This window comes from Caballeronia sp. dw_19, from assembly GCF_018449515.1.
Taxonomy (GTDB): Bacteria; Pseudomonadota; Gammaproteobacteria; order Burkholderiales; family Burkholderiaceae; genus Caballeronia.
The window spans coordinates 64,928-79,729 of the sequence record NZ_JAAVUQ010000028.1; the positions used below are offsets into that span (position 1 = coordinate 64,928).

Genomic DNA, 14,802 nt, shown 5'->3' on the forward strand with positions numbered 1-14,802 from the left:
ATTGCACGCTCGAGCCTTGCCACACAAGGCATCTCGCGAAAACTAGAAAATCAGGAAAAGTAGAAACTGCCCGGCCAGGCTCGGAAAAGTGCGTGCTGCGCGTCATATTTACAAGCGCTGAAACACAAACGCCGTTACGAGGATTCCCCGCAACGGCGTTTGTGTTTGTTCTTGGCTTGCTTTGACGGAACAGCGTAAAAACAGAAGGGGTGTCGGCGTTTAGAACCGAGTTTAGAACCGAGTTTAGAACCGATACCCGACGTTCAGGTACGTCACGATCGGGTTCAGCTTCAGCTTTGCCTCCGACTTCACGGTGAGCTGACCAACTGGCGTCTGCGCCTGCGTTGTCAGCTTCGCCGTGGCATGGAGCGGCACGAACGAGAGGGAGAAACCGGCGAACCAGTGATCGTTGAACGCGTATGTAAGGCCTGCATTAAACACGGGAGCCCACGAACTATCCGTCGATACGTCGGTCGGACCATGCAGTACGTTGGCTTCGAAAGCGGTGTTCGTGATCTTTGCGTCCGAGAACCACACGCGCGTCACGCCAATACCCACATACGGGCGAATCTTCGATTGCGGTTGCATGAAGTAGTACTTCAGCAGCAGCGTCGGGCTCCACTGCTTGGCCGTGCCGAGCGTGCCGTATTGCGAATACGACTTTTCGCCTTTCAGGTCGAACGAGGGCGGAATGCCGATAACGAATTCGCCGGCAATATGGTCGGTGACAAAGTAGCCGGCGGTGAAGCCTGCGGTGTCGGCGTTAGAGAGGCTCGCGCCGGTGTTGGGTACTTCAATGCCGACTGCCGATCCACCCACGCTCGTTTCCTTGAGCGGGCCGCTACTGGAAATAGGAGCGAAATGGAACCAGCCTGTAGTGACGTAGAAAGTGTTTGCTGACTGGGCATGTGCTGCGCCAGACACGCACGCGAATGCGGCGATCCCCGTAACAACCCGTTTTATTTTCATTGAGTGCTCCTCCGAAAAAGCACGCTAATTATGAACAGAACATTTGAAACAAACCATGCTTCGCCTCAGAGCGTTTTCCCTAAGAAGAATGCTGGCTCCGATTGGGTTAGCGAGCTGCCGGGCTCCTGATTTTCCCGGCTGATGCATGGGTTGCTGCCTATCCCGCACGACTTGAACGAAAAATTTCAAGGTGGCCCAGAATGTGGCTTTGACGGACCGCCGGAATACCCCGAACCCGACCAACGCTCGACCAACGGAAAATCCAGCATGGCACGGCTTGCACGACTCTACGTTCCCGAACAGCCGCAGCACGTCATCTTGCGCGGTCTCGATCAGCAGCCCGCTTTCGTCGAAGCTCCGGACTATGAGCTTTTCATCGAATGCCTGCGCACCGCCTCCCGCGACCACCATCTCGCCATCCACGCTTATGCGCTGATGCCAGGCGCGGTGCATCTGCTCGTCACTCCCCGCGACGAAGCTAGTCTCCCGAAAGCCATGCAGGCTGTCGGCCGGCGCTACGTCGCGCATTTCAATCGTCGTTATGCCCGCCGCGGCACCTTGTGGGAAGGCCGCTACCGGGCAACGGTGATTGAAGGCGAAACCTACTTCCTGCTCGCGAGCCGGGTAGTCGAGATGGCGCCGGTGCATGCCGGCCTCGCGGCCCTCCCGCAAGACTACAAATGGTCCAGCTACCGCCATCACATCGGCTTGACGCTCGACAGCCTTATAACCGACCACTCGCTGTACTGGAAGCTCGGCAATACGCCGTTCGAACGCCAGCGCGCCTATACCGAGTTGTGCGAGCAGCCGCTCGATGAACGCGAAGCCAACCGGCTGCTTCAGGCGACGCTCAAGGGCTGGGTGCTCGGCAGCGACTCCTACAGGGAGTGGGCAGGACGCGCCGCCAACCGGCGCGTCTCACCGTTGCCTCGCGGCCGCCCTCGCAAGATTCGCGAGACTCCTCAGACGCGTTAACGGTGTTTTTGCGCCGGAACTGAAGAATGACTGAACGGCATGACGACAAAAATCGGGATGCCGTTTATTTTTTGCCTTACTTGATGTGGACCTAATTAAATGGGGCAATCATGCACCAACTCGATAATAGGTGTCAGATCAACGCGTTTTGGTTGCCAAGTTTTTGATTCATCGCGTATATTTCGTTTTCCGGCAGTTCAGGACGCATCGCGTCTGTTTGCACGACCGGCTTCGCGTTTTTCGCCCAGGTTCAGGGTCTTGGCCTGCCGGAGGCGCGAGCAACGCACGTAAGCAATGCACGTAGGCCCAAGCAAGAACATGTTCAACGGCCGCCCGCGGCCCCCCACAGAACACGGTGACCCATGAACGATCAACTGCCGCCGACTCTCGGTTCCGCTCCCGCCGCGCAGGGCATGTACGACCCCGAAAACGAACACGACTCCTGTGGCGTCGGCTTCGTTGCGCACATCAAGGGCAAGAAGCGCCACGAAATCATCCAGCAGGGTCTGAAGATCCTCGAGAACCTCGACCATCGCGGCGCTGTCGGCGCCGACAAGCTGATGGGCGACGGCGCGGGCATCCTGATCCAGATCCCGGACGGGTTTTATCGCGAGGAAATGGCGAAGCAGGGCGTGACGCTGCCGCCGGAAGGCGAGTACGGCGTCGGCATGATCTTCTTGCCGAAGGAAAACGCATCGCGTCTCGCGTGCGAGCAGGAGCTGGAGCGCACGGTGAAGGCCGAAGGTCAGATCGTGCTGGGCTGGCGCGATGTGCCGGTGGACGCCACCATGCCCATTTCGCCGACCGTGAAGGCCAGCGAGCCGCTGATACGGCAGATTTTTATCGGCCGGGGCAAGGACATTGTCGTGACCGATGCGCTCGAGCGGAAGCTGTACGTGATCCGCAAGACCGCTAGTCACCGGATCCAGGCGCTCAAGCTCAAGCACGGCAAGGAATACTTCGTGCCGTCCATGTCGGCGCGTACCGTCGTCTATAAGGGTCTGCTGCTGGCCGGTCAGGTTGGCGTGTATTACCGCGACCTGCAGGACGAACGCACCGTATCGGCACTCGCGCTCGTGCACCAGCGCTTCTCCACCAACACGTTCCCTGCGTGGGAACTCGCGCACCCGTACCGGATGATTGCGCACAACGGTGAAATCAACACCGTGAAGGGCAACGTCAACTGGCTGAACGCGCGTACCGGCGCGATCGCCAGCTACGTGCTGGGCGACGACCTGCCGAAGCTCTGGCCGCTGATCTACCCGGGCCAGTCGGACACGGCATCGTTCGATAACTGCCTTGAACTCCTGGTCATGGCGGGTTATCCGCTCGTCCACGCAATGATGATGATGATTCCCGAAGCCTGGGAACAGCACACGCTGATGGACGACAACCGCCGCGCTTTCTACGAATATCACGCTGCCATGATGGAGCCGTGGGATGGCCCCGCCGCAATCGCGTTCACGGACGGCCGCCAGATTGGCGCCACGCTCGACCGCAACGGCCTGCGTCCGGCGCGCTATGTCATCACCGACGACGACCTCGTGATCCTCGCATCGGAATCGGGCGTGTTGCCGGTGCCGGAATCGAAGATCGTGAAGAAGTGGCGTCTGCAGCCGGGCAAGATGTTCCTGATCGATATGGAGCAAGGCCGGATCATCGACGACAAGGAACTCAAGGACAACCTCGCGAACGGCAAGCCGTACAAGAGCTGGATCGACGCCGTGCGCATCAAGCTCGACGAGATCGAGCCGAAGGCCGAGGAAGTTGACACGCAGCGCCGTGAAGCGGCTGCTTTGCTGGATCGTCAGCAGGCGTTCGGCTACACGCAGGAAGACGTCAAGTTCCTGATGGCGCCCATGGCGCAGTTGGGCGAAGAAGCCGTTGGCTCCATGGGCAACGACTCGCCCCTCGCGGTCATGTCGAACAAGAACAAGACGCTGTACCACTACTTCAAGCAGCTCTTCGCGCAGGTCACGAACCCGCCGATCGACCCGATCCGCGAGAACATGGTGATGTCGCTGGTGTCGTTCGTCGGCCCGAAGCCGAACCTGCTCGACACGACCAACATCAACCCGACGATGCGTCTCGAAGTCTCGCAGCCCGTGCTCGACTTCAAGGACATCGCGAAGATTCGCGCCATCGATAAATACACCGGTGGCAAGTTCAGCTCGTATGAACTGAGCATCTGCTATCCGGTGGTGTGGGGTAACGAAGGCGTGGAAGCGCGCCTCGCTTCGCTGTGCGCGGAAGCAGTGGATGCGGTCAAGTCCGGCTACAACATGCTGATCGTCTCCGATCGCAAGATGGATCGCGACAACCTGGCTATTCCGGCGCTGCTCGCTACGTCTGCTATCCATACGCATCTCGTGCAGCACGGTCTGCGCACGAGCACGGGTCTGGTCGTGGAAACGGGCTCGGCGCGCGAGACGCATCACTTCGCGCTGCTCGCCGCGTACGGCGCGGAAGCCGTGCATCCGTACCTCGCGCTGGAAACGCTCGCACAAATGGCCGAAGGCCTGAAGGGCGATCTTTCCGCCGATAAAGCCATCTACAACTACACGAAGGCCGTGGGCAAGGGCTTGTACAAGGTCATGTCGAAGATGGGCATTTCGACGTACATGTCGTACACCGGCGCGCAGATTTTCGAAGCGGTCGGGCTCTCGAGCGAACTCGTGGAGAAGTACTTCAAGGGCACGGCGTCGAAGGTCGGCGGAATCGGCATTTTCGAAGTGGCTGAGGAAGCGATTCGTCTGCATCGTGAGGCGTTTGGCGAGAACCCCGTGCTCGCGACCATGCTCGATGCGGGCGGTGAATACGCGTATCGCGTGCGTGGTGAAGAGCACATGTGGACGCCTGACGCTATCGCCAAGCTGCAGCATTCCACGCGCAGCAACTCGTACCAGACGTACAAGGAATACGCGCACCTGATCAACGACCAGACCAAGCGTCACATGACGTTCCGTGGTTTGTTCGAGTTCAAGGTCGATCCGGCGAAGGCGATTCCTTTGGACGAAGTGGAACCGGCGAAGGAAATCGTAAAGCGTTTTGCGACCGGCGCAATGTCGTTGGGTTCGATCAGCACCGAAGCGCACGCCACGCTGGCTGTGGCCATGAACCGTATCGGCGGGAAGTCGAACACGGGTGAGGGCGGTGAAGACGCGAACCGGTATCGCAACGAACTTCGCGGCATTCCGATCAAGAACGGCGACACGATGCGCTCTGTGATTGGCGATGAAGTCGTCACCGATATCCCGTTGAAAGACGGCGATTCGCTGCGCTCGAAGATCAAGCAAGTGGCGTCCGGACGCTTCGGCGTGACGGCGGAGTACCTGTCGTCGGCGGATCAGATCCAGATCAAGATGGCGCAGGGCGCGAAGCCGGGCGAAGGGGGGCAACTGCCGGGTCATAAGGTCAGCGATTACATCGGCAAGCTGCGGTACTCGGTGCCGGGCGTGGGCCTGATTTCGCCGCCGCCGCACCATGACATCTATTCGATCGAAGACCTGGCGCAGCTCATTCACGACCTGAAGAACGTGAACTCGTCGTCGAGCGTCTCGGTGAAGCTGGTCTCGGAAGTGGGTGTGGGAACCGTTGCCGCGGGCGTTGCGAAAGCGAAGGCCGATCACGTCGTGATCGCCGGTCACGATGGCGGCACGGGCGCTTCGCCGTTGTCATCGCTCAAGCATGCCGGTACGCCGTGGGAACTCGGTCTGGCCGAAACGCAGCAAACGCTGGTGCTTAACCGCCTTCGCGGCCGTATCCGCGTGCAGGCCGATGGCCAGATGAAGACCGGCCGCGACGTGGTGATCGGTGCGCTGCTCGGCGCCGATGAATTCGGTTTCGCGACCGCGCCGCTCGTCGTGCAGGGCTGCATCATGATGCGCAAGTGTCATCTGAACACGTGCCCGGTCGGCGTTGCGACGCAAGATCCCGTGCTGCGCGCCAAGTTCACGGGACAGCCGGAACATGTGGTGAACTTCTTCTTCTTTATCGCGGAAGAAGTGCGCGAAATCATGGCGCAACTGGGTATCCGCAAGTTCGATGACCTCATCGGCCACGCCGAATTGCTCGATACGAAGAAGGGCGTCGAGCACTGGAAGGCTAAGGGCCTGGATTTCTCGAAAGTGTTTTATCAAGTGCCGAACGACGGCAGCATCGCGACGAAGCACGTCGAGACGCAGGATCACGGGCTTGAGAAGGCGCTCGATCATGTGCTGATCGAGAAGTCGAAGGCGGCTATCGAGAAAGGCGAGCACGTCTCGTTCATCCAGCCGGTGCGCAACGTGAACCGCACGGTGGGCGCGATGTTGTCCGGTTTGATCGCACGGAAGTACGGTCACGACGGCCTGCCCGACGACTCGATTCATATCCAGTTGAAGGGCACGGCGGGCCAGAGTTTCGGTGCATTCCTGGCGAAGGGCATCACGCTGGATCTCGTCGGCGATGGCAACGACTACGTTGGCAAGGGTCTGTCGGGCGGACGCATCATCATTCGCCCGACTAACGACTTCCGGGGCAAGTCGGAGGAAAACATCATCTGCGGCAACACGGTGTTGTACGGCGCGATTGAAGGCGATGCGTATTTCCGGGGTGTCGCGGGCGAGCGTTTCGCCGTGCGTAACTCGGGCGCGACCGCAGTCGTGGAAGGCACTGGCGACCACGGTTGCGAATACATGACCGGCGGCACGGTGGTCGTGCTCGGCGAAACCGGGCGCAACTTCGCGGCGGGCATGTCGGGCGGCGTGGCGTTTGTCTTCGATGCCGACGGCACGTTCAGCGGCAAGTGCAACAAGGCGATGGTCGCGCTCGATCCTGTCTTGCAGCAGGCAGAACAGGAACGTACGGTGGACCGGGCTTTGTGGCACACCGGCAAGACCGACGAAGCGTTGCTCAAGGACCTGATCGAGCGGCACTTCCAGTCCACCGGTTCGACGCGTGCGAAAGCGCTGCTCGAGAACTGGGATGCGTCGCGCCGTCAATTCGTGAAGGTGTTCCCGACGGAATACAAGCGAGCGCTCGGCGAGATGGGCGCAAAGAAAGCAAAAGACGCGATTGCGGCCTGAGCTTCCTTCCGTTTCCGATGACTAGTACGGCCCTTCGGCGTTAGACGCCGAAGGGTGGATCAACCCCCAATACAGAGAAAGAGAACCACATGGGCAAGGCAACCGGTTTTCTCGAGTTCGAGCGCCAGCATGAGACGTACGAAGCGCCGCTCGCTCGCGTCAAGCATTACAAGGAATTCGTTCACGCGCTGTCCGACGAGAACGCGAAGATCCAGGGCGCGCGTTGCATGGATTGCGGCATTCCGTTCTGCAATAACGGCTGTCCGGTGAACAACATCATTCCGGACTTCAACGACCTGGTGTTCCAGCAGAACTGGAAGACGGCCATTGACGTGCTGCATTCCACGAATAACTTCCCGGAGTTCACCGGGCGCATTTGTCCGGCGCCGTGTGAGACGGCTTGCACGCTCGGTATCAACGACGATCCGGTCGGCATCAAGTCGATCGAACACGCCATCATCGATAAAGCCTGGGCCGAAGGCTGGGTCGCACCCTTGCCGTCCAAGCACAAGACTGGCAAGAAGGTGGCCGTGGTCGGATCGGGTCCCGCCGGATTGGCCGCTGCGCAGCAACTGGCGCGTGCGGGGCATGACGTGACGGTGTTCGAGAAGAACGATCGGATTGGTGGATTGCTGCGATATGGCATCCCCGATTTCAAGCTCGAAAAGTGGCTGATCGATCGCCGCATGCGGCAGATGGAAGCCGAAGGCGTGGCGTTCCGGACCAATGTTTTTATCGGTAAGGATCCGCTGCCGGGGCATATCGCGAATTCATCGCGTGAAACCATTTCGCCCGATGAGTTGCGTGAGCAATTCGATGCTGTTGTCATTGCAGGCGGCTCGGAAACGCCGCGTGATTTGCCGGTGCCTGGGCGTGAAATGCAGGGCATCCATTACGCGATGGAATTCCTGCCGCTGCAGAACAGGGTGAATGCCGGCGATACGGTCGTCGATCAGTTGATTGCCAAGGGCAAGCACGTTGTGGTGATCGGTGGCGGCGATACGGGTTCGGATTGTGTCGGGACATCGAATCGGCATGGCGCGAAAAGCGTGACGCAGTTCGAGTTGCTTTCACAGCCGCCGGAGACGGAGAACAAGCCGCTGGTGTGGCCGTACTGGCCGATCAAGTTGCGCACGTCGTCGTCGCATGAGGAAGGCTGCGAGCGCGATTGGTCGGTGGCGACCAAGCGCTTCGAAGGCAAGAACGGCAAGGTTGAAAAGCTGATCGCGGTGCGCGTGGAATGGAAGGACGGGAAGATGCAGGAAGTGGCGGACTCGGAGTTCGAAATGAAAGCCGATCTGGTGCTGCTCGCGATGGGATTCACGCAGCCCACATCGCCGGTGCTCGAGGCGTTTGGTGTGGATAAGGACGCGCGCGGGAATGTGAAGGCTTCGACCGAAGGGGAAAAGGCATACTTTACGTCGGTGCCGAAGGTGTTCACCGCCGGCGATATGCGTCGGGGTCAGTCGCTGGTTGTGTGGGCGATTCGTGAAGGACGGCAGTGCGCGCGCTCGGTCGATGCGTTTTTGATGGGGTCTAGTGAGTTGCCGCGATAAGATTTTTCTCGTGGGATGTTCGTTGAAAAGCCGGGCTCGGGGTTTGAGCCCGGTTTCAGTAGACCATCTGCCGAAAGGCGGCGCATGGCACATAAGCAGGCCGTTTTAACGCAAGTTAAAACGGCCTCGTTTTTATCCTCAAGAAACTCACCCCGTCACCGCACCAAGCGCCTTCCCCCGCGTTTCCGGCAACAATAACGCCGCAACAATCACCAACAAATATCCCGTTCCTGCCACCACGCCCATCGCTTTAACCAGCGACATTCCCTGTGAAAGCACGCCGACAAGAATCGGGAAAAACGAGCCGAGCCCGCGCCCGAGGTTATAACAAAACCCTTGTCCTGAGCCGCGTATCGCATTCGGGTACAGCTCCGATAAATACGCGCCCACGCCCGCAAAAATCCCCTGTACGACAATGCCAAGCGGAAAGCCGAGCAGCAGCATCGCATGGTCGGTAATGGGGATCATCGTGTAGATCATCCCTAGCAGAAACGAGCCGATAGCAAACAGTACGAACGATGCACGCCGCCCAATCTTGTCGCAGAGAATAGCCCCGAACACATAACCAAAAAACGAGCCGACAATCAGCACTACGAGATAACCGCTCGTATTGAACACGGACAAATGGCGCTCGGTCTTGAGATAGGTCGGCAGCCACGTGGTGATGGCGTAATAACCGCCGAGCATGCCGGTGCACAACGCGCTGCCCAGTATCGTGGTCTTGAGGTGCGAGCCTTTGAAGATATCGGAGAACGTAGCGGTTTCAGTGCCGGCATCGCGCGCGCGGCGTGTAGCGAGATAGATGTCCGGGTCGCTGACGTTGCGGCGAATGTAGAGGATCCACAGCGCCGGCAAGATACCGATCCAGAAGCACGCGCGCCACGCGTTATCTTCGGGCAGCAACGCGAAGAACGCCCAGTAGAGGATGGCCGCCGCACCCCAGCCGAATGACCAGCTGCTCTGCACAGTCCCCACGGCTTTCGCCCGATGCTGCGGCGAACGAATGGTCTCGGCCATCATCACGGTGACCACGGACCATTCGCCGCCGAAGCCCACGCCTTGCAGCGTGCGCGTGGCCAGCAACTGTCCGAATGAATGCGTGAAGCCGGAAAGAAACGTGAAGAACGCAAACGTGCCGATCGTCCACTGCAATACGCGGACGCGGCCATATCGGTCAGAGAGAATGCCGGCGAGCCAGCCGCCAATAGCCGATGAAATCAGCGAGCTCGTCGCAATCATCCCGGCTTCGCTCTTCGTCATGCCCCACGTGGCAATCAGCGTGGGAATGAGGAACGAGTAGATCATGAAGTCGAAGGCATCGACGGCGTAACCGCCGAAACCTGCGTAAAGCGTGCGGCGCTCGCGCGTCGTCAACTCGGTGAACCACTCGAACGCTCGCATCCGGTCTCCCGTTCAAAGCCTGCGATGCAGGCGCCGGGACATTCTACGGTGCGTCGTTCAACGGGAAAAGCAAGTCAAAAAGAACCTGCCCGGTTGCGAGTCACACGCCGTTCGATGCCAAGGGGCACCGGGCATCGAACAAGCGCTTCGCTCTTACACAACCAGGCTTTCAGCTCCCGCGCGCTCGATCTCGATCCGGCTCTCATGGAAGCCACTCACCGACTCGCGATGCGCGACGCTGACGATCGCGGCGTTCGGTAACGCGTCGATGATCGCCGTATAGATCAGCATCTCGTTCTCGGCGTCGAGCGCACTGGTGGCTTCATCGAGGAACATGAAGTCGGGTTTTTGCAGCAACACGCGGGCCGCCGCGAGCCGCTGTTGTTCACCCGGCGACATCATCTTGGCCCAATGCCCCGACTCCTCCAGACGCGTGCCGTACGCGTTCAGGTTGCAGGCGCGCAAGGCTTCGCGGCAGGCTTCATCGGAGAAGGCTTCCGCAGTCGACGGATAACTCAGCGCCGCCTTCAACGTGCCGATCGGCAAGTAGCTTTGCTGCGGAATGAACATCAGCTTGGCGTCGACCGGGGCGTCGATCGTGCCGTCACCGAACGGCCACAGGCCGGCCAGCGCGCGCATCAACGTACTCTTGCCCGAACCGGACGGGCCTTGCACCAGCCAGCGCGAGCCCGGCTTCACGATCACATCCGCGACGTTCGCGAGCGGCGTACCGTTCGGCAACGAGAGCTTCAGCCCCGTCGTGGTCAGCGCTTTTGTATCCGTGTAATGCAGGTTGATGCCGCCGTGGGCGGTCGCTGGCGATATCGCTTCCTTGATGTGCGTGGAGCGCATCACGCGCTTGAATTCGCGCAGCCGGTTCACGGTGGCGCGCCATTCGACCAGGGTCGAGTAACTATTGATGAACCAGGAAAACGAGTCGCTGACTGTGCCGAACGCCGAACTGATCTGCATCAGCACGCCGAACGTGAATGCGCCTGCGAAGTAGCGGGGAGCGGCGACCATGATCGGGAAAATAATCGCGATCTGGCCGTAGAAGGACAGCACGAAGGTCATCCGCCGCGTGTACTTCATGATCTGCCAGTAATTCTGGCGGATCGTTTCGAAGATGGTCCGGGCGTTGGTGTTTTCCGTCGCGATGCCGTCGTAAAACGCGATTTGCTCGGCGTTCTCACGAATGCGGATCAGGCCGAAACGGAAGTTGGCTTCCACTTTCTGCGCCTGGTAATTAATCGATACCAGCGGGTGGCCGAAACGCTGGATCAGCAGCGAGCCGAGCACTGCGTACAGCGCGGCGGCCCAGACCATGTAGCCCGGAATAGTGATCGGCGTGCCGAACAACGAGAAACTCAGCGCGCCGGCCAGCGTCCACAGGATCGTGATGAAGGTGACGAGCGTGACGAGCGTGGACAACAGATCCAGCGACAAAGACAGCGTGGTCGTGGCGAAAGACTGCAGGTCGTCGCTGATCCGCTGGTCGGGGTTATCGGCGAGACGATCGCGTTCTATGCGGTAGAAGGCTTTATCGCCGAGCCATTGTTCGAGGTACCGGTGCGTGAGCCATTGGCGCCACCGGAAGCCGAGCATCTGGCGCAGATACCGGCCATACACGGCGAGCAGGATGTACGCGAACGCGAGACCCGCGAAGATCAGCAGCAAACGCGGAAACTCGGCGACCCGCTTGGCCTGCAGCGTGTTATAGAAGTCCGCGCTCCAGGTGTTCAGGCGGACATTGATGTACACGACCGTCATGTTGATCGCGATGATCGCGATCAGCAAAAGCCATGCAATGCCGCGTTCTTCCGATACCCAGTAAGGCTTGATAAGACTCCACGCCGACACTTTGTCGGCGTTTTGTTCTGTGTTGCCGGGAGGTGTGGTGGTCATGAGCTTCCTGAAGACGTGCCGGCTCGGCGGCAGGTTGTAACTTGGCGGTATCGTATCGATGCGGAGGGTCCTGCTCCGTCTCAATGATCGTAAGAGGCCATTAAAGACGGCGCGTGCCGGAGCATTGTTTCGGGCGTGGCTTAATTCTTCCTTAATCCTCGCCCGGCTGGCGACCGCCCGCTGATGCAATGCAGCAGCGAGGCGCTTGCCGTACGCGTATGCTGCCGGCCAACCAAGACGAATCGGCGTTCGCGGCATTGTGCCAGAGTGCGCGTACCGCGAACGAAAGGGAAGGCTGTCCGGTCTTGTCCGCGCCGGGTCCCCGGCTTTTCCCGGTTTGCGGGTCGTTTCGCTTTTATGTTTTAATGATCGATGACGAAACAGGGGTGCTTCGGCACGCGTCTGCCTCCTTGAAATAACGGAGAAACGCGCGGCGAGGCTGAGAGAGTCCCTTTGCACCCGATCCGGGTAATACCGGCGAGGGAAGTTTCCGGAAACCGCCGCGTTTCCAGTTTCTTCCAGTATTGGCTGGCACAGGAGCCGCAGGTTATGCGCTCCCGAGCCGCTTTCTCGCCGTGGTTTCGTCCCTGAATTATGTTTTTGTGCGCCGCGCGTGCAACCAGGGTTCGAAACGGGCGTTCCTCCCGATCTCGATTTCCGTGCTGTGTGCTCCGTGCGTTCTGCAGCGTCTGCTGAGGAGGCATCGTCATCGTGAACACCGCTGTGCATTCCCATTCCACTATGCACTCCACTCGCTCCCGTGCGTCCGGGCGAGACGACTTTGCCGTCGTTGGCGGTGGCTTGTGCGGGCGGCTGGTCGCCTGGCTGCTGGCGGGCACGGGGCATCGCGTGGCGCTGTACGACCGGGGCGATGCCGCCGGCACGCAATCGGCCGCATGGGTCGCGGCGGCGATGCTCGCGCCGCTCGCCGAGGCCGCCAGCGCTGAATTGCTGATCACTGAACTTGGGGCGGCATCGCTTGAGCGCTGGCCGGGTTTTATCGCTGAAATGCCGGAACCGGTGTTTTTCCAGCGCAATGGCACGCTGGTCGTCTGGCATGCCGGCGACCGCGCCGAAGCGCCGCTGTTCGAGCGCCGTTTGCGCGCGAATGCGCCTTCGGAGCTTTTCCAGAACGGCTTCGTCAAGCTCTCCGGCGCGCAAGTCGCGGCGGCGGAACCGTCGCTGGGCACGCGTTTTCCGCAAGGCTGGCTGCTGCCGAACGAAGGCCAGCTCGACAACCGGCAAGTGCTGACTGCGCTGGCTGCGGGGCTGGCCGAACGTAACGTCGATCTCCACTGGAATACGACGATCGATACCGATACCCCGCCGGACGCACATTTCGTGATCGATTGCCGGGGGCTCGGCGGAAAACCGGCATGGCCGGCGTTAAGAGGCATTCGCGGCGAAGTAGCGCGTGTGCATGCGCCGGGTATCGGCCTGACGCGGCCGGTGCGCTTGCTGCATCCGCGCTATCCGCTTTATATCGCGCCGAAACAGGACGACCTTTACGTGATTGGCGCAACCGAAGTGGAAGGCGAAGACATGTCGCCGATGACCGTACGCTCCGCGCTCGAACTCCTGAGCGCGGCGTTCGCGGTGCATCCGGGTTTCGGCGAGGCGCGCATTCTCGAACTCAATTCGCAATGCCGGCCGACCTTGCCCGACCATCGTCCGGCAATTGTCTGGGACGGCGCACGAACCTTGCGGGTAAACGGGTTGTATCGACACGGCTACATGATCGCGCCCGAAGTCGCCGACTCCGCCCGTGCGCTCGCCGAAGCGCTGCTCGGTGGTGCGATCACCAATCCGGATTCCTTCGACGACTGGCGCCGCCAAGCCCGCTGGTCCGCCTTGCTGCGCTGCGAACACGCGGCGCCCGTGCTTTGACTTTCATCATGAACATTCACATCAATCAGCAGCCTTTTTCCATGCCCGACGAAGCGACCGTCACCGACGCCCTCGCGGCCTTCGGCGCAAAACCGCCGTTCGCCGTGGCGCTGAACGGGCAATTCGTGGCGCGTGGCGAACACGCATCGAAGGCGCTTACGGCTGGCGACAAACTCGATATCGTCTCGCCGGTCGCCGGCGGCTGAGGGTAACCAAAGGGAATCGAACCATGACTTCAACCATCACCACAGCCGATACCCTCACGCTCTACGGCACGTCGTTCCCGAGCCGGGTGCTGCTGGGGACGTCGCGCTATCCGTCGCTGCAATCGCTGTCGGATTCCATCGATGCCGCCCGTCCCGGCATGGTCACCGTCGCGTTGCGGCGCCAGTCGAACACGGGCGAGGCCGGTTTCTTCGATGTCCTCAAGCGTCACGGCGTCGCGTTGCTGCCCAACACGGCCGGCTGCCAGACCGTGGACGAGGTGCTGACCACGGCGCGCATGGCGCGTGAACTCTTCGATACCCCGTGGCTGAAGCTCGAACTGATCGGTGACGACTACACGCTGCAGCCCGATCCTATCGGCCTCGTGGAAGCCGCTGAAATACTGATCCGCGAGGGGTTCAAGGTGCTGCCGTATTGCACCGAGGATCTGGTGATCGGCCGGCGTCTGCTCGATGTCGGTTGCGAGGCGTTGATGCCGTGGGGCGCGCCTATCGGAACGGGGAAAGGGGTGACGAATCCCTACGGATTGCGCACGCTGCGTGAGCGGCTGCCGGATGTGCCGCTTATCGTCGATGCCGGTCTTGGCGTGCCGTCGCATGCGTGCCAGGTGATGGAGTGGGGTTTCGACGGCGTGTTGCTGAACACGGCTGTCTCACAGGCGACGTTTCCGCCGCAGATGGCGCGTGCGTTTGCGCTGGGCGTCGAGGCGGGGCGAATGGCCTATCTCGCCGGGCCGATGGCCGAGCGTGATAGCGCACAAGCGAGCACGCCGGTGGTCGGCATGCCGTTCTGGCATCAAGACGGGAGTGCTGCATGAG

Annotated in this window: 9 protein-coding genes and 1 riboswitch; of the genes, 6 read left to right on the forward strand and 3 right to left on the reverse strand. The window is 60.5% G+C overall.

Features of this window, described 5'->3' with window-relative positions:
• Positions 1 to 243: 243 nt before the first annotated feature.
• Positions 244 to 969 (reverse strand): OmpW family outer membrane protein, encoded by a 726-nt coding sequence (locus HB376_RS29055; protein WP_213767138.1) that lies wholly within the window; start codon positions 967 to 969, stop codon positions 244 to 246.
• Positions 970 to 1,236: 267 nt separating this feature from the next.
• On the opposite strand from HB376_RS29055, the gene HB376_RS29060 reads away from it, so the two are divergent.
• The 3 genes from HB376_RS29060 (at position 1,237) to HB376_RS29070 (ending at position 8,566) form a co-directional block, all read left to right on the forward strand.
• Positions 1,237 to 1,944, forward strand: a complete 708-nt coding sequence (locus tag HB376_RS29060) for a transposase (RefSeq protein ID WP_213767139.1) — start codon at positions 1,237 to 1,239, stop codon at positions 1,942 to 1,944.
• Positions 1,945 to 2,306: 362 nt separating this feature from the next.
• Positions 2,307 to 7,010 (forward strand): glutamate synthase-related protein, encoded by a 4,704-nt coding sequence (locus tag HB376_RS29065; RefSeq protein WP_213767140.1) that lies wholly within the window; start codon positions 2,307 to 2,309, stop codon positions 7,008 to 7,010.
• 89 nt (positions 7,011 to 7,099) lie between these two features.
• Positions 7,100 to 8,566: a glutamate synthase subunit beta gene (locus HB376_RS29070; protein WP_213767141.1), complete on the forward strand. Its 1,467-nt coding sequence runs from the start codon at positions 7,100 to 7,102 to the stop codon at positions 8,564 to 8,566.
• Between the two features lie 147 nt (positions 8,567 to 8,713).
• Here the strand turns inward: HB376_RS29070 and HB376_RS29075 are convergent, their stop codons facing one another.
• Both HB376_RS29075 and HB376_RS29080 read right to left on the reverse strand, forming a co-directional pair.
• The gene (locus HB376_RS29075) at positions 8,714 to 9,967 is read right to left on the reverse strand and encodes an MFS transporter (RefSeq protein ID WP_213767142.1); all 1,254 of its coding nucleotides are present in this window, start codon (positions 9,965 to 9,967) and stop codon (positions 8,714 to 8,716) included.
• Positions 9,968 to 10,120: 153 nt separating this feature from the next.
• Entirely contained in the window at positions 10,121 to 11,872 is a 1,752-nt protein-coding gene (locus HB376_RS29080; protein ID WP_213767143.1) for an ABC transporter ATP-binding protein/permease, read from the reverse strand.
• A gap of 372 nt (positions 11,873 to 12,244) precedes the next feature.
• Positions 12,245 to 12,375: riboswitch (TPP riboswitch) on the forward strand.
• A 238-nt stretch (positions 12,376 to 12,613) separates the two neighbouring features.
• Between HB376_RS29080 and HB376_RS29085 the strand changes: the two genes are divergently transcribed.
• Genes HB376_RS29085 through HB376_RS29095 form a run of 3 tightly spaced genes read left to right on the forward strand, consistent with a single transcriptional unit; the run spans position 12,614 to position 14,801 of the window.
• Complete coding sequence (locus HB376_RS29085) at positions 12,614 to 13,759, forward strand: FAD-dependent oxidoreductase (protein WP_213767173.1); 1,146 nt, start codon at positions 12,614 to 12,616, stop codon at positions 13,757 to 13,759.
• 8 nt (positions 13,760 to 13,767) lie between these two features.
• Positions 13,768 to 13,965, forward strand: a complete 198-nt coding sequence (gene thiS / locus HB376_RS29090) for a sulfur carrier protein ThiS (RefSeq protein ID WP_213767144.1) — start codon at positions 13,768 to 13,770, stop codon at positions 13,963 to 13,965.
• Positions 13,966 to 13,988: 23 nt separating this feature from the next.
• The gene (locus tag HB376_RS29095; protein WP_158934218.1) at positions 13,989 to 14,801 is read left to right on the forward strand and encodes a thiazole synthase; all 813 of its coding nucleotides are present in this window, start codon (positions 13,989 to 13,991) and stop codon (positions 14,799 to 14,801) included.
• The last annotated feature ends 1 nt before the right edge of the window (position 14,802 follow it).

Bases quoted from the DNA above. Each gene is read 5' to 3' on its own strand.
- HB376_RS29085 (WP_213767173.1), top strand. From the start codon at position 12,614: ATGCACTCCACTCGCTCCCGTGCGTCCGGGCGAGACGACTTTGCCGTC.
- HB376_RS29075 (WP_213767142.1), bottom strand. From the start codon at position 9,967: ATGCGAGCGTTCGAGTGGTTCACCGAGTTGACGACGCGCGAGCGCCGC.
- HB376_RS29070 (WP_213767141.1), top strand. From the start codon at position 7,100: ATGGGCAAGGCAACCGGTTTTCTCGAGTTCGAGCGCCAGCATGAGACG.
- HB376_RS29060 (WP_213767139.1), top strand. From the start codon at position 1,237: ATGGCACGGCTTGCACGACTCTACGTTCCCGAACAGCCGCAGCACGTC.
- thiS (WP_213767144.1), top strand. From the start codon at position 13,768: ATGAACATTCACATCAATCAGCAGCCTTTTTCCATGCCCGACGAAGCG.
- HB376_RS29095 (WP_158934218.1), top strand. From the start codon at position 13,989: ATGACTTCAACCATCACCACAGCCGATACCCTCACGCTCTACGGCACG.
- HB376_RS29055 (WP_213767138.1), bottom strand. From the start codon at position 969: ATGAAAATAAAACGGGTTGTTACGGGGATCGCCGCATTCGCGTGCGTG.
- HB376_RS29065 (WP_213767140.1), top strand. From the start codon at position 2,307: ATGAACGATCAACTGCCGCCGACTCTCGGTTCCGCTCCCGCCGCGCAG.
- HB376_RS29080 (WP_213767143.1), bottom strand. From the start codon at position 11,872: ATGACCACCACACCTCCCGGCAACACAGAACAAAACGCCGACAAAGTG.